The 23,775-nt window shown below is 45.5% G+C and carries 25 protein-coding genes, 1 tRNA gene and 1 pseudogene; 9 read left to right on the top strand and 18 right to left on the bottom strand.

The window, feature by feature from the left end; translation table 11 throughout:
- The first annotated feature begins 55 nt into the window (after nucleotides 1–55).
- Nucleotides 56–955: a GTP cyclohydrolase FolE2 gene (gene folE2 / locus P3X63_RS04140; RefSeq protein ID WP_026589629.1), complete on the top strand. Its 900-nt coding sequence runs from the start codon at nucleotides 56–58 to the stop codon at nucleotides 953–955.
- 34 nt (nucleotides 956–989) lie between these two features.
- Here folE2 and P3X63_RS04135 read toward each other — a convergent pair whose 3' ends face one another.
- Nucleotides 990–1,655, bottom strand: coding sequence for a DJ-1/PfpI family protein (locus P3X63_RS04135; protein ID WP_026589630.1), 666 nt, complete (start codon nucleotides 1,653–1,655; stop codon nucleotides 990–992).
- Between the two features lie 125 nt (nucleotides 1,656–1,780).
- On the opposite strand from P3X63_RS04135, the gene P3X63_RS04130 reads away from it, so the two are divergent.
- The gene (locus P3X63_RS04130) at nucleotides 1,781–2,695 is read left to right on the top strand and encodes a LysR family transcriptional regulator (protein WP_026589631.1); all 915 of its coding nucleotides are present in this window, start codon (nucleotides 1,781–1,783) and stop codon (nucleotides 2,693–2,695) included.
- Between the two features lie 29 nt (nucleotides 2,696–2,724).
- Here P3X63_RS04130 and P3X63_RS04125 read toward each other — a convergent pair whose 3' ends face one another.
- The 7 genes from P3X63_RS04125 to P3X63_RS04095 form a co-directional block, all read right to left on the bottom strand.
- On the bottom strand, nucleotides 2,725–4,614 hold the full coding sequence (locus P3X63_RS04125) for an ABC-F family ATP-binding cassette domain-containing protein (protein WP_026589632.1): 1,890 nt from the start codon (nucleotides 4,612–4,614) through the stop codon (nucleotides 2,725–2,727).
- Between the two features lie 82 nt (nucleotides 4,615–4,696).
- Nucleotides 4,697–6,121, bottom strand: a complete 1,425-nt coding sequence (locus P3X63_RS04120; RefSeq protein WP_026589633.1) for an SLC13 family permease — start codon at nucleotides 6,119–6,121, stop codon at nucleotides 4,697–4,699.
- Nucleotides 6,122–6,281: 160 nt separating this feature from the next.
- A complete protein-coding gene (locus P3X63_RS22795; RefSeq protein WP_376711841.1) occupies nucleotides 6,282–6,683 on the bottom strand; it encodes a methyl-accepting chemotaxis protein in 402 nt (133 codons plus the stop codon).
- 465 nt (nucleotides 6,684–7,148) lie between these two features.
- Nucleotides 7,149–8,606 carry a benzaldehyde dehydrogenase gene (yfmT, locus tag P3X63_RS04110; protein WP_026589635.1) on the bottom strand — a complete coding sequence of 486 codons (1,458 nt, stop codon included), beginning with the start codon at nucleotides 8,604–8,606 and terminating at the stop codon, nucleotides 7,149–7,151.
- Nucleotides 8,607–8,954: 348 nt separating this feature from the next.
- The gene (locus P3X63_RS04105) at nucleotides 8,955–9,086 is read right to left on the bottom strand and encodes a hypothetical protein (RefSeq protein WP_277692493.1); all 132 of its coding nucleotides are present in this window, start codon (nucleotides 9,084–9,086) and stop codon (nucleotides 8,955–8,957) included.
- A gap of 68 nt (nucleotides 9,087–9,154) precedes the next feature.
- Nucleotides 9,155–9,874: a YebC/PmpR family DNA-binding transcriptional regulator gene (locus tag P3X63_RS04100; RefSeq protein WP_026589636.1), complete on the bottom strand. Its 720-nt coding sequence runs from the start codon at nucleotides 9,872–9,874 to the stop codon at nucleotides 9,155–9,157.
- Nucleotides 9,875–9,985: 111 nt separating this feature from the next.
- On the bottom strand, nucleotides 9,986–10,903 hold the full coding sequence (locus P3X63_RS04095) for a DMT family transporter (RefSeq protein ID WP_277692492.1): 918 nt from the start codon (nucleotides 10,901–10,903) through the stop codon (nucleotides 9,986–9,988).
- Nucleotides 10,904–11,099: 196 nt separating this feature from the next.
- On the opposite strand from P3X63_RS04095, the gene P3X63_RS04090 reads away from it, so the two are divergent.
- Nucleotides 11,100–11,261: a hypothetical protein gene (locus P3X63_RS04090; RefSeq protein ID WP_163170569.1), complete on the top strand. Its 162-nt coding sequence runs from the start codon at nucleotides 11,100–11,102 to the stop codon at nucleotides 11,259–11,261.
- A gap of 13 nt (nucleotides 11,262–11,274) precedes the next feature.
- Here the strand turns inward: P3X63_RS04090 and P3X63_RS04085 are convergent.
- The 5 genes and pseudogenes from P3X63_RS04085 to P3X63_RS04065 all read right to left on the bottom strand — a co-directional run.
- Nucleotides 11,275–11,562: pseudogene (locus tag P3X63_RS04085) on the bottom strand (nuclear transport factor 2 family protein); the annotation flags it as partial.
- Between the two features lie 146 nt (nucleotides 11,563–11,708).
- Nucleotides 11,709–11,831, bottom strand: a complete 123-nt coding sequence (locus tag P3X63_RS04080) for a PhrK family phosphatase-inhibitory pheromone (RefSeq protein ID WP_026589638.1) — start codon at nucleotides 11,829–11,831, stop codon at nucleotides 11,709–11,711.
- On the bottom strand, nucleotides 11,828–12,940 hold the full coding sequence (locus P3X63_RS04075) for a Rap family tetratricopeptide repeat protein (RefSeq protein ID WP_277692491.1): 1,113 nt from the start codon (nucleotides 12,938–12,940) through the stop codon (nucleotides 11,828–11,830). The genes P3X63_RS04080 and P3X63_RS04075 overlap by 4 nt, the downstream gene beginning before the upstream one ends.
- A gap of 878 nt (nucleotides 12,941–13,818) precedes the next feature.
- Entirely contained in the window at nucleotides 13,819–14,049 is a 231-nt protein-coding gene (locus P3X63_RS04070) for a hypothetical protein (protein WP_026589640.1), read from the bottom strand.
- Nucleotides 14,050–14,310, bottom strand: coding sequence for a glutaredoxin family protein (locus P3X63_RS04065; RefSeq protein WP_035428779.1), 261 nt, complete (start codon nucleotides 14,308–14,310; stop codon nucleotides 14,050–14,052).
- Between the two features lie 147 nt (nucleotides 14,311–14,457).
- On the opposite strand from P3X63_RS04065, the gene P3X63_RS04060 reads away from it, so the two are divergent.
- The 3 genes from P3X63_RS04060 (at nucleotide 14,458) to P3X63_RS04050 (ending at nucleotide 15,497) form a co-directional block, all read left to right on the top strand.
- Nucleotides 14,458–14,616: a hypothetical protein gene (locus tag P3X63_RS04060; protein WP_163170570.1), complete on the top strand. Its 159-nt coding sequence runs from the start codon at nucleotides 14,458–14,460 to the stop codon at nucleotides 14,614–14,616.
- 58 nt (nucleotides 14,617–14,674) lie between these two features.
- A tRNA-Cys gene (locus P3X63_RS04055) sits at nucleotides 14,675–14,748 on the top strand.
- A 26-nt stretch (nucleotides 14,749–14,774) separates the two neighbouring features.
- A complete protein-coding gene (locus P3X63_RS04050; protein WP_035428781.1) occupies nucleotides 14,775–15,497 on the top strand; it encodes a phospholipase A2 family protein in 723 nt (240 codons plus the stop codon).
- A gap of 381 nt (nucleotides 15,498–15,878) precedes the next feature.
- On the opposite strand, the gene P3X63_RS04045 is transcribed toward P3X63_RS04050, so the two are convergent.
- Nucleotides 15,879–16,004 carry a YvrJ family protein gene (locus P3X63_RS04045; RefSeq protein ID WP_347176596.1) on the bottom strand — a complete coding sequence of 42 codons (126 nt, stop codon included), beginning with the start codon at nucleotides 16,002–16,004 and terminating at the stop codon, nucleotides 15,879–15,881.
- A gap of 292 nt (nucleotides 16,005–16,296) precedes the next feature.
- Here P3X63_RS04045 and P3X63_RS04040 point away from each other — a divergent pair, with 292 nt between their 5' ends.
- Nucleotides 16,297–16,977 (top strand): sigma-70 family RNA polymerase sigma factor, encoded by a 681-nt coding sequence (locus tag P3X63_RS04040; protein WP_277692490.1) that lies wholly within the window; start codon nucleotides 16,297–16,299, stop codon nucleotides 16,975–16,977.
- Nucleotides 16,967–17,170, top strand: a complete 204-nt coding sequence (locus P3X63_RS04035) for a hypothetical protein (protein WP_026589643.1) — start codon at nucleotides 16,967–16,969, stop codon at nucleotides 17,168–17,170. Before P3X63_RS04040 ends, P3X63_RS04035 begins: the two co-directional genes overlap by 11 nt.
- Nucleotides 17,171–17,702: 532 nt before the next feature.
- On the opposite strand, the gene P3X63_RS04030 is transcribed toward P3X63_RS04035, so the two are convergent.
- The 4 genes from P3X63_RS04030 to P3X63_RS04015 form a co-directional block, all read right to left on the bottom strand.
- Entirely contained in the window at nucleotides 17,703–18,617 is a 915-nt protein-coding gene (locus P3X63_RS04030; RefSeq protein ID WP_277692489.1) for a DUF5655 domain-containing protein, read from the bottom strand.
- Between the two features lie 429 nt (nucleotides 18,618–19,046).
- Nucleotides 19,047–20,147 carry an MrcB family domain-containing protein gene (locus P3X63_RS04025; protein ID WP_277692488.1) on the bottom strand — a complete coding sequence of 367 codons (1,101 nt, stop codon included), beginning with the start codon at nucleotides 20,145–20,147 and terminating at the stop codon, nucleotides 19,047–19,049.
- Nucleotides 20,148–20,292: 145 nt separating this feature from the next.
- Complete coding sequence (gene rlmD / locus P3X63_RS04020) at nucleotides 20,293–21,675, bottom strand: 23S rRNA (uracil(1939)-C(5))-methyltransferase RlmD (RefSeq protein WP_277692487.1); 1,383 nt, start codon at nucleotides 21,673–21,675, stop codon at nucleotides 20,293–20,295.
- A 48-nt stretch (nucleotides 21,676–21,723) separates the two neighbouring features.
- Nucleotides 21,724–22,638, bottom strand: a complete 915-nt coding sequence (locus P3X63_RS04015) for a diacylglycerol kinase (RefSeq protein ID WP_277692486.1) — start codon at nucleotides 22,636–22,638, stop codon at nucleotides 21,724–21,726.
- Between the two features lie 184 nt (nucleotides 22,639–22,822).
- Between P3X63_RS04015 and P3X63_RS04010 the strand changes: the two genes are divergently transcribed.
- Nucleotides 22,823–23,773, top strand: coding sequence for a nucleoside hydrolase (locus P3X63_RS04010; RefSeq protein WP_277692485.1), 951 nt, complete (start codon nucleotides 22,823–22,825; stop codon nucleotides 23,771–23,773).
- The last annotated feature ends 2 nt before the right edge of the window (nucleotides 23,774–23,775 follow it).

The raw sequence follows: 23,775 nt of genomic DNA, 5'->3' as shown, positions 1-23,775 counted from the left end.
TCCTGCAAAATAAATAGGAATTATTTCGATTTATGCTCAGAAAGGAGTTTCAGCAATGGAAAGAAAACTTCAATTCCCCGCAAAACCGGAGCGCCACCGCCGCTTCGGATCGGTTGAACCGATAAAAGGAATAAAGCCGACTGATAAAGAACACATGAAGGATCTGCAAAATATGCCGAACGACTATTTTTTCGATATTGACTCGGTCGGCATCGCAAATGTTTCACATCCGATCCAGGTTCAATCTGCTCTAAATCCGAGGACGCAGACGACAATCGGCACTTTTTCGTTAACGACCCATCTGCAAAAGAGCCGCAAAGGCATCAATATGAGCCGTCTGACAGAGCAATTGCAGCGCTACCATGAAACAGGCTGGACCGTTGACCTTCACACGCTGAAAGATTTCACAAAGGAATTGGCGGACAACATGGAGCAGCAAAGCGCAGCCGTTTCCGTTTCGTTTCCATGGTATTTCGAGCGGCGCAGTCCTGACACCGAATTGCCCGGACTGATGCACGCAGATGTTCAGATGAGTGTCTCCTTTGAAAAAAACAAAGGCTGGTCGCAAACCGTTGGAATCACGTCAAAAGTGACGACCCTTTGTCCTTGCTCTAAAGAAATCAGCGAGTACAGCGCCCACAATCAGCGCGGGATCATCAGTATCACGGCGCACATCCATGAACAGGCGGAAATGCCGGACGATTTTAAAACAGCACTCCTCGCCGCGGCGGAAACGAATGCAAGCGCCAAGCTCCATCCCGTCTTAAAAAGACCTGACGAAAAGAAAGTGACAGAACAAGCCTACGAGAATCCGAGGTTTGTAGAAGATGTCATCCGCCTGACTGCGGCCGACTTGTATGAAATGGAGTGGGTTTCGGCGTTTGAGATCGAATGCCGGAATGAAGAATCGATACATATGCATGATGCCGTGGCGCGGCTCTCATTTTCTAAATAAGGACGGGCTGCCGGGAATAAACCGGCAGCTTCGACTATTTGATTTTCCGCGCGTATTCAATATCATCCCGATACTGGCTGTACCCCTCTTTATACTCCATAATCCGAGCCGTTTCTTCAATGAATGTTTCATCATAGCCCGCTCTTCTCAATAAGTGAAAGCCCATTTCCATGCCTGAAGCGATTCCCCCGGCAGTGATGATCCGGCCGCTGTCGACGATTCTCGCCCGGCTGATGCGGCAGGCCGGCGCGATGTCAGCCAAGCGGTCGATCGGAACTTGCCCCATCTCTGACGCCTCAAGCCGATCCGGTTCTTTTCGGCTGGTGGCACAGAGCCCGTCTAAGAGCCCCATGCGACCGTAAATCCATGATCCCGTGCATACGCTGACCAAAAGCGTCGTCTCTGGCAAAGAGCGGATAAACTGATGCAGTCGTTTGTTGTTGGTTTCCTGGCGTGTGCCGAATCCGCCCGGAATGAAGAAAGCATCCATATCAGGCTGATCATTGAAACTGTAATTCGGTTGAACGGTTAAACCGGCTTGCGTCTGAACCGGTTTCATCGCATCCGCCACAAGAAAGGCGTCCAGTTCAGGATCGAGCCTCCTCGCCACGGAAAATACTCCGTATGGGGCGGCATAGTCGATGATTTCAGCATCCTTGAAAATATACACGCCAAGCCTAAATCCTCTCGTTCTGCTCATTGTTTTCCTCCTTCATTTTTCTTTTATTCTTGCAAAACCTACGATATCATGGAGAGAACCATTTTACTTATGAATGATTACGATAGAAGTCATTTTAATTTTCGATAGCGAGGAGATGCCAAGCTATGATTGAGCTTTTAGAGGGGAAATTTTTTAAAACCTTCATCGCCGTCATGGAAGAAAAAAACTTCAGCCGCGCCGCTGATCGGCTGGGGTATGTACAGTCGACGGTCACCAGCCATATTCAGCTTTTGGAACAGGCTTGCGGACAGCGTTTGTTTCACCGGCTGTCAAGGGGAGTGAAGCCGACACCGGCCGGTTTGAAGCTTAGCAAATATGCTTATCAATTTATTCAATTAGGGATGTCTTTAGGAGAAGCGATGAATGAACTGGATCAGCCTCAAGGTACCGTCCGGATTCGCATGCAGGAATCGTTTTTTCTGACGCGCATGTCTTTTTTGATCGAAGATTTTCTAAAAGATTATCCAAAAATCAGATTGCAATTGGAAAGCGGATTCCAGCACGATATCGTTCAGCAGGTGCTGAACCATGCCGCCGATTTCGGCATCGTGCCGCAAAATCCGAACCGGCCCGATCTCCTTTTCTATCCTTTGTTTGCAGAAAAACTGGTGTTTATCGCTCCCCATGTGCTCGCTGAGAAAGTTGAATCCGAGGGCTTTGGCGTCCTGAGCCGGGAAACATTCATCAGCTTCGGCACAAGCTGTGTGTACCATACAGAAGCGGGCCGGCTGCTCCAAGAAGCCGGCGTTGAAGGAAACAGCGCCTTGGAATACCCAAGCATCGACATGATCAAACAAGCTGTCAGATGCGGAATCGGCTTTGCCTTCATTCCGGAAGTCGCTGTCAAACAAGAGCTTGAAGCCAAGCAATTCAAACTGCTGCCTGTGACTGCCCCGATTGTCTCCACGCACGGGCTCATCGTTCATCAAGACAGGGAGCTGAGTCTGGCAGCGTCTTTATTAAAGGAAAAAGTAACCGGCTATTTTTGTAACGAAGCGGAAAAAAGCCCGGCAAATTAAAAACTGCCGGGGTTACCCGGCAGCATCCATTACGATTGTTCCAGCTCCTCGATCATCAGCGACAGCTCGGTCCAGCGCTCCATCGCTTCTTCAAGCTCGTCGGCTGTTTTGCTTTGCTCTTCCATCAGCGTCTGGATTTTGGCGAAGTCGCTTCCCGCTGCGGCGATTTCCTCTTCAAGCTGTTTATGCTTTTCTTCAAGGGCCGCGATTTTGTCTTCGATGCCTTCCCATTCTAGCTGATCTTTATAAGACAGCTTTTTCCTTTTCTTTTTCTCAGGCTTCACAGATTCGGCTGTTTCTTGAGAAACCTTCTCTCGGCTGATTTCCTTTTGTTTTTCCATGTATTCGCTGTATGACCCGTGAAAGCGCGAGACGGCTCCGTTTCCTTCAAAAACAAGCAGACGGTCGATGACACGGTCGAGGAAATAACGGTCATGGGATACCGTTACGACAACGCCGGGAAACTGTTCTAAGTAATCCTCCAGCACCCCGAGCGTCTCCGTGTCCAGATCGTTTGTCGGTTCATCGAGAAACAGGACGTTCGGCTCCTCCATCAGCACCTTCAACAAGTACAACCGCCGTTTTTCACCGCCGGAGAGCTTGTGGATAAAGTTGCGCTGCACACGGCGCGGAAAGAGGAACCGTTCCAGCATCTGCTCGGCGGTGATCACTTGACCGTCGGCCGTTTTAACGATTTCAGCCGTCCCTTTGATATATTCGATCACTTGCAGCGAATCATCCATTTCACTGTGGTCCTGCGTATAATAACCGATTCGGACCGTCTGGCCGATCGTGATGCGGCCCGCATCAGGCTCAAGACGACCGGCAAGCGCGTTTAACAGCGTCGTCTTGCCGATTCCGTTCGGCCCGATGATGCCGATTCGATCTCCAGGAATGATCAGCTCATCGAATGATGTGACAAGCTGTTTCCCGCCGCGGCTGATCTCGACCGCTTCAGCTTCGATCACCTGCTTTCCGAGGCGGTGGGAGCCGATCGCAAAATCAAGCGTCGCGCTCGTTTCCAGCGCATCCTGCCCTTTCAATTCCTCCACGCGCTGAATTCGCGCTTTCTGTTTTGTCGAACGGGCCTTTGCTCCCCTCCTGAGCCAAGCAAGCTCCCTTCTCAATAAGTTCTGCCGCTTCGTTTCGTTTTGCTCGGCGAGCGCTTCCCGTTCAGCCCTCTTTTCTAAAAACACTTCATAATTCCCTTTATACGTATACAGATGGCCGCGATCAAGCTCATAAATCCGGTTTGTCACGCGGTTGAGGAAATAGCGGTCATGGGTGACGAGCACGACTGAACCCGAATATCCGCTCAAATAGCCCTCAAGCCACTCGATCGTTTCATTGTCAAGATGGTTTGTCGGCTCATCCAAAATCAAAAGATCAGCCGGCTGAATGAGTGTTTTGGCAATCGCGACACGCTTTTTCTGTCCTCCGGAAAGGTGTCTCACTTCTTTGGTCACATCTGCAACGCCAAGCTTGGTCAAAATCGTTTTCGCCGCCGTGTTCGCGTCCCAGGCGCCGTGCTCATCCATTCTGCCTTGAGCGGCCAAAAGGTTTTCCTGTTTTTTCGGATCAGCGGGAGACGCGTTCAGTTCCTGCAACGCTTTCTCATATGAAGCAATCGTTCGCATCATCACGGAATCGCCTGCATAGATGTGCTCCAGCACCGTTTCAGACCCATCCAAATCAGGATCTTGATCGAGATACTCGATTTGCAGGCTGCCCGGTTTCACAATCTCCCCTTGTTCCGTCGACTCGAAGCCGGCAATCACTTTCAGCAGGCTGCTTTTTCCCGTCCCATTCGGTCCGATCAAGCCGATTCGCTCATTTTCTTCAATATGAAACGATATATGATCAAATAATGTCTTGTCTCCGTATGTTTTATATAAACCTTCAGCTTTAAAAATACTCATCTATTCTACCAATCCTTACGTCATGTCATACTATTATTTTAATGTAGTTGATAAAAGAAAACTAGTGAGAGGTTTACAAGTTTTACTGCAGGACAACCGGGAGCCAAACATAAACGCTGATGACGATGATCAACACACCGGCGATATTCAGCCAAAACCCCGCCTTGATCATATCCTTCATGCTTAAAACATTGGCGCTGAACACTGCGGCGTTCGGCGGGGTGGAAATCGGAAGCATGAAGGCGCAGGATGACGCGAGTGCCGCCGCGGCCATCAGCCCGTACGGCTCGACTTGAAGCGCCGCTCCCAAGCCGACGGTCATCGGAATCACCATATTGGCGACAGCGGTATTGGACATGATTTCCGTCATGAATAAAATCGCCGCCGTTAACACGATCAAAACAAACAGGTATGGATGACCATCCAACAGCTTGAGCTTACCGCTGATCCACGCCGTTAAGTTCGTGGCGGAAAATCCCGATGCAAGCGACAGTCCGCCGCCAAACAAGAGAAGCAGGCCCCAAGGCAGCGTCTGCATATCCTTCCACTCCAAGATCCGCTCACCGCGGGCACTTGGAATGAGAAACAGCAAAACCGCTCCCAAAATCGCGATCGATGTGTCTGACAGCTGAAACGGGAGCAAAAATTTGAACATCCATAAAAAAGCGGTCGCCAAAAACACGGCGAATACCGATTTTTCCTCTTTTGTCATCGCGCCGAGCGCCTTCAGATCATGATCGATAAACCCGGGCTTTTTACCTGAAAAACGGCTGACTTTAAACTGCACCTTCGTTAAATAAAAATAAAGAATGATCAAAAAAAGAACGGAAACCGGAAAACCGAACAAAAACCATTCAAAAAACATAATCTCACGGTTCAGCATCTGTCTGGACATCGCCGCAAACACGGCGTTCGGCACCGATCCGACCAGAGTGGCGAGACCGCCGATCGATGCCGCATAAGCGACGGCCAGCAATATGCTTTTGCTGAATTTCTGCAGGGAACCCCCTTTTAAGATCTCTTTTTCCTGCACTTCTTTGATAATGGCGAGCGCAACCGGCAGCATCATCAGCGCTGTGGCGGCATTGGAAATCCACATCGATAAAAACGCCGTCGAAAGCATCACCCCAAGCACGATCCGATGGCTTTCCGCCCCGATCCGCTTTAAAATATGCAAGGCCATCCGCTTGTGAAGATTCCATTTCTCAATCGCGATGGCAATGATAAAACCACCCATGTACATAAACACGATCGGGTCGCCGTATGCCTTGGCCGTCGTTTCCATATCGAGGCCGCCCAATGTGGGCATCAGAATGATCGGCAACAATGACGCAGCCGGAATCGGCACGGCTTCGGTGATCCACCACACGGCGGTCCAAACCGTCACAGCAAGAACGACCCGCGGTGCATAAGCAAGCTCCGCCTCGGGCATCAGGCCAATGATCAGCAAAAAACCGATCGGCCCCAACAATAATCCGGCCAGCTTCGTCGGTGTATAGACGTTCATATATCCCTTCCTCCCCCTTGAAAGCGGTTTCTGTTATCACTTTCGATTTAGGTTGGAAAAATTCCTCCAAAAAATTTAAAATAAAATTTTAATTATTGGAATGGATTGCAAGAAAGAAATTCGCAAAAAAAAGCCGCCGGCATCGGCAGCTTTCGTTTCTTTAGTCCTCAAAATGATGTTCAGCCATTTTCGCGAGGTTTTGCGCATTGCTGCTGATTTCCTGCATCGTTGCGGAAATTTGTTCGACACCCGCAGCCTGGCCGCTTGTATGTTCATTGATGACTTCGATTGACTGTTCAAGGTCTTTTAATAAAGCGTGGATCTTTTTGGTGATTTGATCAATTTGACCGACGTTTTCTTTTGAATGTGTCGCAAGCTTTCTGATCTCATCGGCCACGACGGAGAACCCTTTTCCTGATTCACCCGCTCTCGCCGCTTCGATCGCCGCATTCAGCCCCAAGAGATTGCTTTGATCGGAGATGCCTTTGACGGTGACAGAAATTTTTTCGATTTCGCCGGCGCTTTCGCTTACTTCCTTCGCCTGCTTGGAGATATCGGACATTTGGCCGGAAAATCCGCTCACGGATTCAGCGATATCCTGAATCGCTGATGCCGTCTGTTCGACGATGACGGATAAACTCTCGGCGACGCGGTGAAGCTGGTCCGATTTTTCCAGGCTTGTGCCGAGTCCGACGCCGCCGATGACCCTTCCGTTCTCATCATGCAGGGGAATCGCTCTGGCGGCAAGCGGGAAGCCGAACAGCTCCTTTGGCACCATGCTCGTTTGCTTTTTGTTTTGGCGGATGGCGTTTGTAATAATGTCCCCTTCCTGCAATGGATCGCCTGGTTTAACGTTCAGGGAAAAGGTCTTGCCGGGAATGTTGATGATCAGCTTTTCTGTATCATAAATGCCGACTGTCACATCATCCTGGATCAGCTGATTCAGGAATGGCGCGACTTTGACAAAAGCATCCAGAAGCGGATGGATGTCTGTTTTGACTGCTTCACTCATGTTTCAAACCTCCTACTAGTATGGGAAAACTCGTTTTTGATGCTGGACGGAGATCCACTTTAACGTCGTGAATTCTTCCAGGCTCCATTCGCCGTTCAGCCTGCCGAGCCCTGATTGTTTTTCTCCGCCGAAAGCGACATGCGGCTCATCGTTGATCGTCGTGTCATTGATATGAATCATGCCCGTCTCAATCTGCTGGGCGATGGCCACGCCGCGCTCAACATTTCCTGTATGTACGGCCCCGCTCAGCCCGAATGGCGTATCATTTGCGATCTGAATCGCTTCTTCCTCTGTCTCAAACGGGATGACGCATACAACCGGACCAAACAGCTCCTCTTTCGTAATCGACATGCCGGGCTTCACATCCGTCAAGATCGTCGGTTCGACGAGATTGCCTTTGATGTCGCCTTTGATCAGCGGGACAGCGCCCTCTTCGATTGCGTTTTCAACAGCTTTTCTTAAAAGCTCCGCCTGGCGTTCATGAATGACGGGCCCGATAATCGTTTCAGGGTCCATCGGATCACCTGTCTTAAAAGCGGACACCTTTTGATAAAACGATGTTAAAAACTCGGGATAGACCTCTTTTTGGACGAGAATCCGGTTGGCTGACATGCAGATTTGCCCCTGATGGGTGAACCGGCTGAAGGACGCCGCATTGACCGCATATTCCAAGTCGGCATCCTCAAGAACGATCAGGGCGCTGTTTCCGCCAAGCTCAAGCAGCGGTTTTTTGAAATGTTTAACAGCCAGCTGGCCGATATGGCTGCCGACCTTCGTTGATCCGGTAAACGAGATGATCCTCGGAATCGGATGCTCAACGAAGCTGTCGCCGATTTCTGCGATATCCGTCACAACGACATTCAGCAGGCCTTGCGGAAGTCCGGCTTCCTCAAAAATCTTGGCAATCAATGTGCCCCCGCATATCGGCGTCTCCTCATGCGGCTTTAGCACAACGCCATTGCCCGCGCCAAGCGCCGGGGCCACCGATTTGACGGATAAAAAGAACGGAAAATTAAACGGACTGATGACACCGACCACACCGGCCGGAATCCGGTAAAGCCGATTTTCTTTTCCCTCAACAGGTGAAGGCAGAATCCTCCCCTCCATTTTGAGCGGGAACCCCGCGGCTTCTTTGATCATATTGATGACGAGATCAATTTCAAACGCCGCTTTCAGTCTGGTTCCGCCAAGCTCTTCCATAATCAGATACACGATGGCTTCTTTATGTTCTTCAATATAAGCGGCGGCTTTTTCTAAAATCGCCCTTTTTTCATACGGGCCGACGCGATCCCATTTCTTTTTCGCTTCCAAAGCTGACTTGTAAGCCTCATCGACATCATCCGGGGTCGCCTTGCGAAACGTTGTGATTGTTTTATGGGTAAAAGGATTAAGATCGGCGAGAATGCTTTCACTGCGGCCGTCCTTCCATTCCCCTCCTATGTATTGATGGTTGAGGTCATTTATTCGAAACATTCGGGGCATCTTCCTCTCATACAATTTTGGGAAAAGTTAGACTACAATATATGTATCGGCATTCTTGCAAAAAAATTCAATCTGATAGGACTTCTGGCACAAAAAAGATATGACGGTGCGATATCGGTAAAATTTAGTTGAGGTAAAAATAAGGATGAACCCAAGGAAATTGTTGCGATATCTTTAACCTTGACACGATCATTCTGCTTAAAAAGCTGATTCCCGTTCCTTGAATGTCATCATTGATTATGCTGATATCCGAGAATTGTCGCTGTCTTAAGCCTGGCCGAAATCTTCCTAATGTCCCATTCATCGATTCATGGTTATTTCCCAGGTAATTCGGATTGTTCAGGTTCTATATTTTCGTTTCGCGATCAAGGATTTGGATGAATACCGGCCGCCGCGGCTCATTCCGATTGCAGCTGCAACACCGTGGATACGGCGGCCGCGCGCCACGACAGAATCATAGACGACCGGCATAAAAAAACCCCGCAAATGTAAAACTTACATTTGCGGGGCCTTTCATTTCCGGCGGTTTGCTTTTTCGTTTACGCGCCTAAATCAACATTATGATAGACTTGCTGCACATCCTCCAAATCTTCCAGCGCATCGATCAGTTTTTCAAACTGCGCCTGCGCGTCTTCCGGAAGTGTGACATCGTTTTGCGCGAGCATGGTCAGCTCTGCGACGGTGAATTCTTCAATACCGGCGTTTTTCAGCGCTTCCTGCACGGCATGGAACTGATCAGGCTCGGCATAGACGATCACCGCCTCGTCTTCTTCTAAAATATCGCGGACATCGATATCCGCTTCCATCAGCAATTCGAGCGTTTCATCAGCCGTTTTTCCTTCAAAGCCGATGACGGCTGTCGGGTCAAACATGTAAGCGACAGAGCCGCTCACACCCATATTGCCGCCGTTTTTGCCAAACGTTGAGCGCACATCCGCCGCCGTCCGGTTGACATTGTTCGTCAAGGCGTCAACGATCACCATCGCTCCGTTCGGTCCGAATCCTTCATAGCGAAGCTCGTCATAGTTTTCTTCAGAACCGCCCTTCGCCTTTTCAATCGCCCGCTCGATAATCGCTTTCGGGACATTGTATGTTTTGGCGCGCTCAAGCACGAACTTCAGCGCCTGGTTTGCCTCAGGATCGGGCTCTCCCTGCTTTGCCGCCACATAGATTTCCCGGCCAAACTTGGCGTAAATCCGGCTTGTATTGGCATCCTTCGACGCTTTCTTTTCTTTTATATTGTTCCACTTACGGCCCATGATACTACCACTCTCTTTCAACATTGAATTCACAAAATCTATTATACCGCAGCCTTTGGCGAATTCATTATATTGATGCATCAAATTTGCGACATTTTATTGGAAATCCTGCTAGGATGCGAGATGTTGGCTATCCTTTGCCGTTTCTTTCTTCAAAACCGTGACAAAAATGCCGCCAATCACAAACGCCACACCGAGCATATGGATGAAGGTGAACTGCTCCTTGAGGATGATCCCTGACAGCGCAACAGCCGAAACAGGCAGCACCGAGGTGAAAATCCCGGAAATCCCTGCCGGCACCTTTGTCACCCCGCTGTACCACAAGTAGAAAGCAAGCACCGTGACGATCAGCGCATAATACAGCACATATGACCAATCAACGATCCCAGGCGCGCTAAAGTCGAACGACAGCGCTTCGTAAGCCGCAAACGGCAGGAAAAACAAAAACCCGAAAAGCGAGACAAACGTCGAAATCGCCAATGCGGAAATGTGAGGCGACAGCATTTTCGCCAGCAGTGTAAACAGTGCTTCCCCAACGACAGCGGCAGCGACCAGGAGGTTTCCTAGCAAAGCGTGCGGATTGCCTCCGTCTCCGCCCGCTCCAAACAGATTGATCGTCATCACGCCCATAACAGCGAGCACGATCCCGAGCGCCATCCGCTTTTCTATTTTCTCTTTCAACAAAAAGAAAGCCAAAATCCCGACCGCCATCGGCGTGGTGCTTGTGATGATCCCGCTTTCCATCCCCGTCGTCATGCCGACGCCGTAAAGCAGGCAGATGCTGAACAAAAAAACGCCTGTAAAAGACTGTATCAGCAACACAAAAACGTCTTTATTCGTTAGCGCGGGAAAGCCTTTTTCAAAGCAAAATAAAAGGATCACCAAGACAATGGCAGCGATCAAAAACCTGAGGCCTGACGATAGAAACACCGGAATCGTTTCCACCATCAGCTTGCCGACGACGACCGAGCTGCCGACGATCGCCATCGCGAGAGCGAGCGATATGTAAGCCGTCAATTGCTTCCGCATGTCCTTCTTCTCCTGTCTTTATGGATTTCATTCATGTTTACATATTGATTTAGTTTATCAAATATCAGGTGATTGTTTTTGTTATTCCAGCTTAATTTTTCATAAAATTTGCAAGCCGACATGGAAAATAATGCATAAACATGAGCAGCTGAGAAATACTAAGGTTGTACACATCATGGAAAGGAGCTTGTTCACCATGAATAAAAACGACCTGCAGGAATGCATCACCGAATGCGAAAGCGCATTGACCCATTTGCATCACGCATTAAACAAGGTTCATGACGAAGCAAAGCCAAAGATGGAACATGCGGTAAAAGACTTGGAAGAATGTGTGGCGGAATGCCGGAGTCATTTGTAAAGAAAGACCTGATTCAGGAAATTGCCCTTCCCGAATCAGGTCTTTTTTGATGGGAAGCCTTTTTCGGCGTCCCTTGATGAAAACACATGCGCCACCTGCCATCAACCCGCTTCCAGATTGAACTGCGCAGCGTTTCCTGCTTTCTCGTCTGATCCTTTAAACGGTATGTGGCAAGCACAACACCATCATCCGCCAAAGGACGCACCGCAAAATCAGCGATCCCCATCTTTCTCACACCGATCCCCCCGGCTCCGAGACAATCCTGTTTGAAGCGGATGTCTCCCGAGCTGCCAAACTCGAAAAAGCCGTCTGTCTATAATGCCGCCAGCTGTTCCGGCGAGGAGTGGGTTTAATCATTGCTTTTCAAGTTCGTATATTTCATTCAATGTTCTTCCTCTTTTGCTCTTTCTTTTTTTCTGCTAAAAAAAAGAAGCCCTAAAAAGGACCTCAACCTCCAACAGGCAATTCCGCTACTTGAACACTGTCTGACGCCATAATGTGGCTTTGGGATAGAGCAGCTCCGCCTAAGACCACGGCTGTTAACGCTAAGCAAAGAATGATTTTTTTCATGACAATACCTCACTCCCTAATGATCTCATTTTGTTTTCGGCTGTCATTGCTATTTTAGCAAATTCCAGCGCTTCCTTGTAGTCTCCTTTCCTTTCGTAATGGCTTGAGATAAGCAATGAAAGGTCGCAGACGCCGTCTAAATCATTCATCTCTTCCAAGGCATGGATGTCATCTTTGATGGTCTTTGCGTTTTCATGACGATACAATTCATAAATAATGTTTATTTTCTTTTCATAAATCTTATTCCCGTTTTTCTCTAATTCCTTCTGTCCTTTTTGATAGTAGTACAGAGCCGCTTCTGTTTCTCCTATTTTGAAAAACTCCCTCACCAGCATGTACAGAGAGTTGATATAATAACTGGACGCACACCATTCGGAATTGCTCAACGCGTGCTGCACGGCAAGGATACAGTCCTGGGACCGGCCTGAATTCGAATAAAAAATGCTGATATTATGATGGAGCATCGCCTCTAAAAACGAATCGTCTATCTCTTTTGAAATTTCGATCGACTTTTGGAAATATCCTTCCGCATCTTGAAAACGCTGCATCTGCATATAATTTGTCCCCATGACAACCATGGAAATCGCCAGCTTCTTTTCGTACCCGTCATGCATGCTGTAAATATTCATCGCGTCTTTCGCGTAGTTCAAGGAAACCGCGTTCTGCCTGAGCGACATATACAGCCAGGACACTTTAAAATAAAACTCGGCCGCTTCGATTTTGTCGGGAATCTTCGCCAATCTTTTCTCGGCAACCTTATAAAGGCTGATCGCCCGCTCAACATTCTTGTTGTATGCCTCATGCATCGCCTCAAAAAAGTAGAAATAGTAATCAATCATATCATCCGTCTGTTCGATTGCGTTCGCTTGCGAATCATTGAAGTAAGACTGATGCGGCCGGCGCTCTCCCCTGGCATCAAAAAGCATCATCCGGTACCGCTCCTCAAGCAGCGAGAAATAGACGAGCACATTCTGATTCTCTTCCATCTCGGCAAACATCGACTTCGCCTCTTCAAAAAGATGCTTCGCCTGCTGAATATCGTGCTTTTTAATGGCCAGATGGAATTCGTTCAACACCCCCGCCACCACTTCAGAAGCGACCTTCCCCATGCCGAACCCCTCATTTCATATTAGATTGTTAATCTTCTTTTTTATGATCTTATCATAGGGTTGGCATTTTGTAATGACCTTTTGTCAATTAATGAGAGATTTTTGTCAATCATTCGGTTTAAATGGAACCTGGCGCAACTCGATAGTTGATGCACCTCACCCTTCTCCTGTCTATTTAACCAGTGTTGCTATGTTATTCTGTTACTTAAAAAATGCAAGGGTAATCTATGAAGGGATATCAAGGGGGAGGAAAATTGGATTTTAATGATCGAAGTGTAGTGAGTGATATCTCAAATAATAGGACCAGGCAGCTCATGGAATAAGCAAAAAACTTACCTGTGACAGGGGAAAATTGGAAGTAAAAACCGTGGTTTAAGTTTTTGAGCGAGTATGAAACAATTGTTTTGGCGACATAAAACGCCCGGGACTAGTGAATTACACCCCCGAGCATGTCGCATTGCTTCGCCTGTTTATAGGCTCTGTGGCGCTTTTAGTGCTCGCTGTATTCGCCCGCATCCGCCTCCCATGGTGAAGGATGTTCTGATGATTTTATTGCCCGGGTTTTTAGGATTTTCTGCATCACACTCTGCTTAATATCGGTGAGCGCAGGGGTTGCCAGCTTGCTCGTTTCGACGACGCCTCTAATTTCCGGTGAAAGAGCCGGTTCATTTTTCAGCTTTGAACCATAGGGACTTCAGCATTTATCGGATTTACATTCTTCCGTATTGGTAGCTTCTAATTTCCACGGTCGATCCGCCCTTTTCTAGCCATTTCTCCGGTCAGTCGAATCTGATCACCTTTAGTAATGACAGTTATGCCTGATTATATCCGTTGAATAGTTATAACCAACAGTATAATCACCATAGAACAACTGAAATCTAATTACCATATATTTCATGGTGTAAAGGGCAACAGCAAAGCTTTACACCATATGCTTCTTCAATTGATTTTTTAACTGCTTTGAGGGCTTTTGAATACTCGTAAGCTATATCTTGGTAGGAACTCTTCTCTTTTTCAGAACAAGTATCAAGACATTTTGTTATCTTCAATAGATCAATTTTGATCTGATGGATCTTTCCAATATCCTGTTCAAATATACATCCAGCCATTTAAAACACCTTGATCGATTTTTCCATTGATAATACTTCACTGATTTTCTTGATATCCGCTCCTGAAATCTCATGCCTTCCTTCTGCTGTTTCAATCACAGTGTAAGGAGTGAAATTCACATTAAGACTTCTGAGCTCTCGAGCGGCAGCCTCATCATTTATAGCATCTCTTTCTATAAACTCCACGTTATTTTTCCATAGCCATTGTTTTAGAGCCTTACATGGATTACATGTCGGATTGATAAAAACTGTTATTTTCAAGGTTATTCCCTCCCCTTTTATTATTCAATATATAAAGGTGAAAAAACGGAGCCCAAAATCAAAAAATAAAAAAATTGTTTTCTTTTTGATTTTCTTCTCGCTTACTCCACCTTAATTAGTGCAGGCAATAGAAGGGAGGAAATTTAAATGGCTAAAGACCAAAACAAACAAGAAATGATTCTGCCTCAAAGCGAGTTAATATGTAAACCTGATCGAAGATGTTGTGGTTATGGAAGCGATTGTCCTGGTGAATTCAAAATTACCCCTGTAGGAGATGTGATCTTTAACCGGTGTGGCTGTTTTTAATAAAGATGTATCTTGCTATAAAAAGAGCGGGAACTAACCCTTCCCACTCTTTCTCTTAGGCGGCATAGCCAAGCGGTAAGGCGAAGGACTGCAACTCCTTGATCATCGGTTCGAATCCGATTGTCGCCTCCATAATAAAATTAAAGGAGATCGATAACATGGGGATCATGATTACGCCTTTAAACACTGACAAAAGGAACATCATTGTTGATGAACTCAATAACAGCGCAGACTTTGCTTTACTCGTTGCAGAGATCACTAAATATCAAGATGTGACAGAAACGGAGAAAACAGATTCATTTGAATTCACTTTCCTCTTTCCAGAGCAGGAAAAAGAGGTGAAAAAAGAAGCTCTCTTTGTAACATTAAATGACGAAACAATTGTCGAAGCGGTTAGGGAATCGTGCGGGAAATTACGAATCAAAGCTCACTATTCAGCAATTCTAGAGACTGGTGAGAAAGTTACTCGTCAAGCTGTTGTTTCAGATCGATCTGTTGTTAATGAGCTTGAGATTCCATTTGATGAACGATATTTTCAGTTTGTAGAGCACCTTAAACATCCAACAGGCGCAGAGGAGATTAATGCAGAAGACGTCTCAACACAAGCATGGTATGAAGGTTGTTTAGTCTTTGGTGATCCGGCTACAGGCTTTCATCATTATAAATGGTGTGGTGCTAAGTGTGGGAGCGGGACTCCAATCAACGCCTTAGACCGTTGCTGCCGAGCACATGATTATTGCTGGGCAAACTTCGGCAAGGGCGATGATGAATGTGATATGAACCTTTATCATTGTGCAAGCAAAACATCTGATCCGGGATGGTACATGGTTGCTACATTTGGATATGAGTGTGCAACCAGCGGTTTATTCGGCGTTTGCTAAATTAGATCCAATAAAAGAAGACTCTCCCAAAAAGAGTCTTCTTTTATGATACAAGTGTAAAGAAAAGACTGTAAACACCAAGCGAACTAACGGCAGAAGCTAGAACGCATATGGCAAGAAATAAGGTTGAATTAGAAAGACGTTTGAAGGAAAAAAGAACGGTTATGGATAAGATGATACTTGCTAGAAAAGAAAATAACCAAAAATAACCCACAATATTAAAGGGACTTACATAGCGGAACAAATAATTTGTTATATAGAAGAGGTTAATGATTAGGAATACGACCAGAAGTACCTTCTTCATATTTCCACCCCTTTCTAAATATGGAATGGATTCTCCACTTCATTTTAACAAAAAAAAGAAAAGATCCATAGGCCTTTTCACTTTTTTATGACGGATCTTAGATGATTTATTGCTTCCGTTAAGGATTCAATCTTTTTCTCAAAACGGAGAAGCAAATAAACTGCTAAAACTAACGGAAAGCCAAAGTTGCCAACGACCGTCATAATCTCCTCAAACATTGGATCATCCCCTATACATATTCAGTCAAATTCGATGTGATTCAATAAACCTAAAACGCAATAGTCAAAAGGGTATAGACAAGAATTGTCAAATATTAAATATATTCTCTTTCTAATTAAAGGTGAAATCTCCTCTGAAATACTCAAAAAGTTGTGTGAAGAACATATAGACAGAAAAATTTTCTTTCACGAGAAAAGAACATGAGTTCTGTTTTTTCATTTCTTTTTTTATTTTAACCGCTTTCTCGTCACCTTTTATTGTAAAGGGGGTTTTTATATGAAAAGTGAGTCCAGTGTTTCTGATGACTGCTTCTGTCAAAATTTCAACAAACATATTAATGCCGATGAAGCGCATCGTGACTTGGCGCAATTAAAAAGCCGCTTATCAGAAGTTAAGAAAAATCCGGTGATGAAGGAATTTTTAGAAGATCCAGACAACAATGAGATCTTTTATGTTGCCCTTAAGCATCCTACGAATAAAAACCTAGCCGCTTTAGATGAGAGGTTTAAGTCTTTTTATCGCATCAATCGCATTATTCGTTACCTATCTGGGTTTATTCGAAGATACCCAATCGATTATGACAAAAGGGTAAAAAGAAGAAACAACAGATATCAATTAATACTGAATAAGCCTCTCTCCGATTTTAAAGATGAACCCCAAAATGAAATAAGCGACATGATCTCTAACAACCAAAGTATTGATCCACTAGAACAAATTATATCTACTGAGCAATCCATTTTCCCAATATGCAACGAGCCACTAAATAAGGCAGTAAGTCATCTTACTCCGAAACAAGCAAAGATTCTGCAGCTATATTATGAAAAAGGATTTAGCAATAAAGTAATTGGATGGTTTTTTGGACAGACAGAGCAGAACATATCATACTGGCACAAAAAAACCTTAAAACAATTAAAAGAAGCCCTTGAAGTCCGAGGAGGGAGTATACATGAATCCTGAAAGAAACGAAGAAATCGAGTTCATTTTAAATCAATTGGAGGGCAAAATTAAAAAGCACATAAAGGAGACAGTCCTAGATGAAAGAGAAGATCTTTCACAAGAAATGAAACTAAAAATCATAGAAAAGCTGGATAACATGTTAGATGAAGCGGTACCGAGCTTTTTTGAATACACTAGAAAAATATGCAAGTAAAACAAGATCTCTTTTATGCCAGCAAACGACTAGACGATTGAGATATGACAATGTAAAACAATGTGGTGAGTTTGAGCCAAGATTGTGTAAAAAACAATTTAGGCTCTTCTTTTTAAAACCCCCTATTGATTAACAACACTTTCCCCACAGGATAAAAAAGGATTCTGAGAAAGACAAAACAGACAATTAGGAGATGCTTGCTAATAACAAATCGGCCCCTTTTTCAAAATAATAGTTTTCCTGTAAACGAGGAATATGACCGTTGTGTTCAACCAGCAGCTCTTTACCGTCAAAATCGGGAATATTTTCACCGGTTGTGATTTAGATTTCTTCGGTAGGGTCGAGTTTGCGCAGGTATTGGTCTAACTGGTAGTGGTTCATGAGGGCGGCCTCCTGGTTGGTGAATGGGTGGATTTTGATTTGAGAGGATCGTTAAATTTATGAATTCGATTTCGTACTTTATTATCCTGCCCGCTACTTAATTTTCTGTTTTCAAAACAGAAAAGAGCCTTTTTTATATGTGAAAAGGCTCTTAAACTTTATTTTTCTCATAAACTTGTTTAATCAAACCGATGATATATTCAACATGCTCTTCATCGCTGATTTGCACTTCATAATCGCCGTTTCCCCAGTGGCCGGTCTCAGAAACATCTCTCATTAAACCCGCCGGATCATCCAGCTCGCCCTTTTTGGTGTTGATCCAAATTTTCAAACACCTTTTTAAGAGAAGAACCTCTACCATGTTACGCTTATTAACAGTAAATGCGATATACAGCTTTGTCGCTTTGACTGATATGTTGTCACCTACATTTAAAATGTCTTCTTTGAACTGATGGTATAGGTCAATCACCTCATCAGGCTTGCGGATTAGATGATCTTCTTCAGTAAATACTTTGATTTCCCTGCTCTCTTGTTCAATCGCTTCACTTTGATTCGAAATTGTGTTTATCGAACCCGATGTCCTATTTGGTCTGATAGGATTCATTTGTATCAGGTCATTTTCATACCTTTTAATTTCCCACAATTCCATTGGTAAATCTCTAAAATTAATGGATTCCTTTTGGTGTGTAGTAAACTCAGGCGAAATAAAGATAATCCTTGATTGTAACCAATCAATGCTATTCCTTTTCAAATGCCTTCCTTGATTTTCATTATATTCAAGAATGAAGTCTGCTTTGTTATTAAGCATGATGGACAAATAAGCATAGCCTTGGTCAATCACGCTTGAGTGCTTCTTATTTTTATATTCAATAATGACAAACGATTGCGTCTGATCATCAAATGCCAGCGTATCAAAGCCGGCAACTCGAAACTCAGACGCGATGAATTTAAGGCCCAACAATTGCTTTAAATTCTTTTCACAAAGCTGTTGTATGTCTTTTTCTTTCTTAAACGGTTTTTCCCGGATTTCTTTCAGATCTTGATGATTTAATTGAAATAGATACATGTCTAGGCTCCCTTACTTTCATTAGGAATAAACGACGTCATTTTCTACAAGCATCCTCTTTAACAATCCGCTCAGTTTATTCTCGCTGTCTGATAAACAATTCATATACACCGTCGACATGATGAAGGCCTTTCTTTATCCGCCTTGAAAGGTATGAACCGTTCCTCCATCGATAAACGTTTAACATCAGGTGATAACGCACGCTTGATGGCGCCGACTTGCATTTTAAAAGGGGTATGGCGCCAATGAGACTTTTTGCTTCATGATAAGCATTTCGGATGTTGTAGAAATGCTCATTGATCCATGTGGAGATGACCCTAGCCTAATTTCATTATATCGGCTACCCGCTTTTTGCTTGTCTGGTAAGAGTCAACTTGGATATGACCATTCCTTAAGCTAATCATATTAACATTTTTTATCTAGTAGATATCAATACATTCCTTTAAGATAAGAAAAAGTAATTTCAACTCCTATCTTTTTCAAGTGATCCTTCCGCTGATCATACAATTTTTTCAACAGTTTTTCCTTCTCCTTATCTTGACCATAATGAATAAGGCGATGACAGTGTGGACATAGGCTGACCAAGTTTGCCAGTTGATCTAAGTCATATTTGAACTCCTCTTGCTTGGCGATAGGGACAAGATGATGACATTCAACATAGGGCTTGTTGGTAGATTTAGAGATAAAAGTTTTGTGGGAATGGTCAATTTCACATGTATAGTTTGAAAGCATCATAGCTTTTGAGGCAAGACTTGCATTTCTTGTCCATTGCTTTTGACCACCTTGATTAATGATAGGTTGTGGACGTTCTCTCTTTTGATTGACTTCATATCCCACACTCGCATTCTCAGATATGATAAATGTTTGGGCTGCTAATTGATATTGCTCTTCGTTATTCCGGTCTTCTAAAAATTGGCCATCTTCCTGCAATAGAATAAAATCATTAAACTGTTCTATTGATCGATATCCGATAAGACCTTCTATTTCTTTGTATGTAACTAATAAAGCTTGTAAATCGCTTATGATGTCTTCTGAACTCGGAAAATTGCTAACATCATAAAAACGACCACATACATGTCCTAACTCATATCCTCTCGCAAGATCACCTTCGCCCTTTAAATCAATATTTGTAAGGTTCATATTTTGAGGTATGGTATTTAGTTTTTCTCTGATAATAGAAGCTATTTTTTGGATTTTGGCCCTACCTATTTTTGTTCCATACTTTTCTTTAAAGTAGGTCCATCCTTGATTCAAACTAACATAAACACCGCTTCCATCTGCACTAAATAAGTAAACAATATAGTAGCCCCTTGTCGCCGAAGTCGTTAAATTCTTTATAAAAATTGAAACCCAAGGAATCTCAGCCCAACGACCTTTTCCAACAGAACCTGCTACATGATATATACTAGGTTCTAAGTCAACAACTTTAAAAAAAGTGTCCTTTATTTCATGACAAATAAGGTGCGACAAAGGGTGCCCCTTAAATTCCTCATGTTTTGCTTGTTGATATGTTGATAAAACGCGCTTCATTTGTTCACTAATCGTTAGTTGATTTGATATTTTGTGTTCTATTTTGATACACCTCTTTATTCAGTAGGACTTTATGCAAGAAATGGTACCTTCATATAACATTATAAGCCTCTCCTGGGTTGGAGAGGCTTATGTTTTTAGATTTTTATTTATCTTTTTTGACAAGCACGGCCACACACTCCACATGACTTGTATGCGGAAACATATCAACAGGCTGCACCTCAAGCGTCACATACCCGCTATCCTCCAGCACACGCAAATCGCGCGCCAAGGTTCCCGGGTTGCACGATACATACACTACACGCTTCGGCTTCATTTCAATAATCGTCCGCAGTAAAGCCTCGTCGCACCCTTTGCGCGGCGGGTCAACCACTAGCGTGTCAGCCGCAATGCCTTCCTCATACCATTTCGGAATCACGGTCTCCGCTTCGCCGACAGCAAACTCAGCGTTCTCAATACCATTCAGCTCGGCATTCCGCTTCGCATCCTCAATCGCTTCCGGCACAATTTCGACGCCGTACACTTTCTTCGCCTGCTTCGCCAGAAACAGCGAGATCGTGCCGATGCCGCAGTAGGCGTCGATCACTGTTTCTTCACCGTTTAGTTCGGCGTATTCAAGCGCTTTGTCGTAGAGCACTTTTGTTTGCTCGGGGTTGACTTGGTAGAACGATCTCGCCGAGATGGCGAATTTGATGCCGCCGATGGTGTCGTAAATGTATTCTTCTCCCCAGATGACGTGCGTTTCGTCGCCGAAGATGACATTTGTTTTTTTCGGGTTGATGTTTTGGACGATCGATTTGACGTGCGGGAATGCCGCGGTGATCTCCTCGACAATCTTCGCTTTGTGCGGGAAGTCGTTTGTCCTTGTAATGAAGACGACCATCATTTCGCCTGTTACGGCGCCGTATCTGACCATGATGTGTCTGAGCCAGCCTTTGTGGCGTTCTTCGTTGTACGCTTTGATACCGTATTTGCCGCAGATCTCTTTAATCGCTTGAACGACGCGGTCGTTTTCCGACTGCTGGATCAGGCATTCGTTCATATCGATGATTTCATGACTGCGCTGCTGGTAGAAGCCTGCGATCAGACCGCCTTCTCTTTCGCCAACAGGGACCTGGGCTTTGTTTCGGTAGTTCCACGGGTCTTCCATGCCGAGGGTCGGGTGGACGGTGATCCGGCTTACATCAAGCTTGCCGATTCGCTCCAGCACGTCTTTGACTTGCTTCTGCTTGTAGAGAAGCTGGCCTTCGTAATTGATGTGCTGCAGCTGGCAGCCGCCGCACTGTTTGTAGATCGGGCACGGGGCATCCGTGCGGAAGTGGCTTTCTTCCCTCAGGTCGATGAGGCGGCCGAAGGCGAAGCCTTTTTTCACCCTTGTCACCTTGATCTGCGCTTTCTCATCTGGCAGCGCGTTCGGCACGAAAATCGGGAAACCGTCGACTTTGGCGACTCCGGCGCCTTCATGTGTCAAATCTTCAAATACAACATCATAATATTCATTTTTTTGCACGGGGGCTTTTTGTTTCATATTTTTCACCTGCTAAAAGAAAAACTTGGCCAAAGCATGCGACCAAGTTTAATCATCCAATTTTCTCGCTTTTTCTTTTGACATGACGACTTCAATGTGGCGGTAGAGGTTTTCAAATTCGCCCGGCAGTTCGCCGCCGTATTCGCCGTCAAGATTCAAAAGCATTTTATCCTTGAGCGTGACTTTGACGCGGTTCGCTTTTGTGTAAATGATATGCTCGTCGCGAATGTGTTCGCCTCTGAGCGCAAGCGTGACAAGCCTGATAAACTCGGCGAGGTTTGTTCGTTTTAAAATAATCAGATCAAACATGCCGTCATTCAAGCTGGAGTCTGGGGCGAGCTTTTCAAAGCCGCCGACGGAGTTCGTCAGCATCACCAAAAACAGCATCACTTCGCCTTGAAAGAGCTTGCCGTCATATTCGATTTCGACCTCGGTCGGCCTTAATGAAGGCAGCAGCATTTCCATGCCTTTCAAATAATAAGCGAGGTTGCCGAGCATCGTCTTCAATTTGCTTGGGACGTCATATGTCAGTTCGGTCAGGCGTCCGCCTCCGGCGATATTGATGAAATATTGGCCGTTGACGCGGCCGATATCAATCGGCCGGGCTTCTCCCTCTAGTATTGTGTCAACAGCCTTTAAAATATCCTCCCTCGGGATGCCGAGTGCTCTGGCGAAGTCATTTGTCGTACCGACGGGAATGACCCCGAGCTTGGGGCGGTGTTCCAAAGGCGCCAAGCCGTTGATGACTTCATTTAAGGTTCCGTCTCCGCCTGCGGCGACAATTAAATCAAATTGCCGTTCGGCAGCGATTTTGGCCGCCTGAATGGCATCTCCTTCACCTGTTGTCGCATGGCATGATGTCTCATATCCGGCTTGTTCGAATTTTTGCAGGACTTGGGGAAGGTTCCTTTTAAACAGCTCCCGTCCCGAAGTCGGATTGTATATGATTCGTGCACGTTTCATGTTTTCATCATCCTATTAGAGTATCCGTATCATTTCTTTACCAACAACCTTTAATTATACTAGTTGTTTAAAAAATCGCAACAAATCATACCAGCTTTTTGTTTAACTTTAGATAAATTTTCCTAACCAGGAGATGGATTGATGTAGAATAGGAAACATGACGACAGCAAAGGGGATGATGCTTGTGAAGAAACTTGTTTATTTTAATCACGACGGAGGCGTGGATGATCTCGTCTCCTTGTTTCTGCTTTTGCAGATGGAGGATGTCAAATTGGTCGGCGCATCGGTCATTCCCGCGGATTGCTACCTGGAGCCCGCGCTAAGCGCAAGCCGGAAGATCATCGACCGCTTCGGGTCCTATCCGGTCGAAACGGCCGCTTCCGACTCCAGAGGTGTTCATCCGTTTCCAAAGGAGTGGCGCATGCATGCCTTTTATGTCGACGCTCTGCCGATTTTAAATGAAAATGGCCCTGCCAAAACGCCGATATCCGACCTTCCCGCCCATCTTCATTTGCTTGAGAAGCTCAAAAACAGTAAAGAGCCTGTGACACTGCTTTTCACAGGACCGCTGACAGATTTGGCCCGGGCCTTGGAAAAAGACCCGTCCATCGCCGAACAGATTGCAAAGCTTGTCTGGATGGGCGGCACCTTCCTTGAGAAAGGGAATGTGGAAGAGCCTGAGCACGACGGGACGGCGGAATGGAACGCGTTTTGGGACCCGTACAGTGTGAAGACGGTATTTCAAGCTGACATTCAGATCGAAATGGTTGCCCTTGAAAGCACGAACCAGGTGCCTTTGACAAATGAGATCCGCTCCCATTGGGCGAGCCTCAGGAAGCATGTCGGGATCGACTTTATCGGCCAGTGTTATGCGATGTGCCCGCCACTAGTCCATACGGAGACGAATTCCACCTATTACCTTTGGGATGTGCTGACAACGCTCACGCTCGGCGCCAAAGATTTCACCCGTTCGCGGACCGCCCATGCGATTGTGCACACGGAAAGCCCGCGCCAAGGGAGAACAGAAGAGCACCCGGACGGAAGACGGGTCGAAGTCGTCGAGCAAGTCGACAGGGACGCATTTTTTCTTTACTTTGAAGAGTTGATGAAAAAAGCAGACCGCATTCCAACTTGAAA

Origin of the sequence: Bacillus sp. HSf4, from assembly GCF_029537375.1 — a bacterium.
In the GTDB taxonomy this organism is placed as follows: Bacteria; Bacillota; Bacilli; order Bacillales; family Bacillaceae; genus Bacillus; species Bacillus sonorensis_A.
This window is presented reverse-complemented; position numbering and strand designations above follow the sequence as displayed.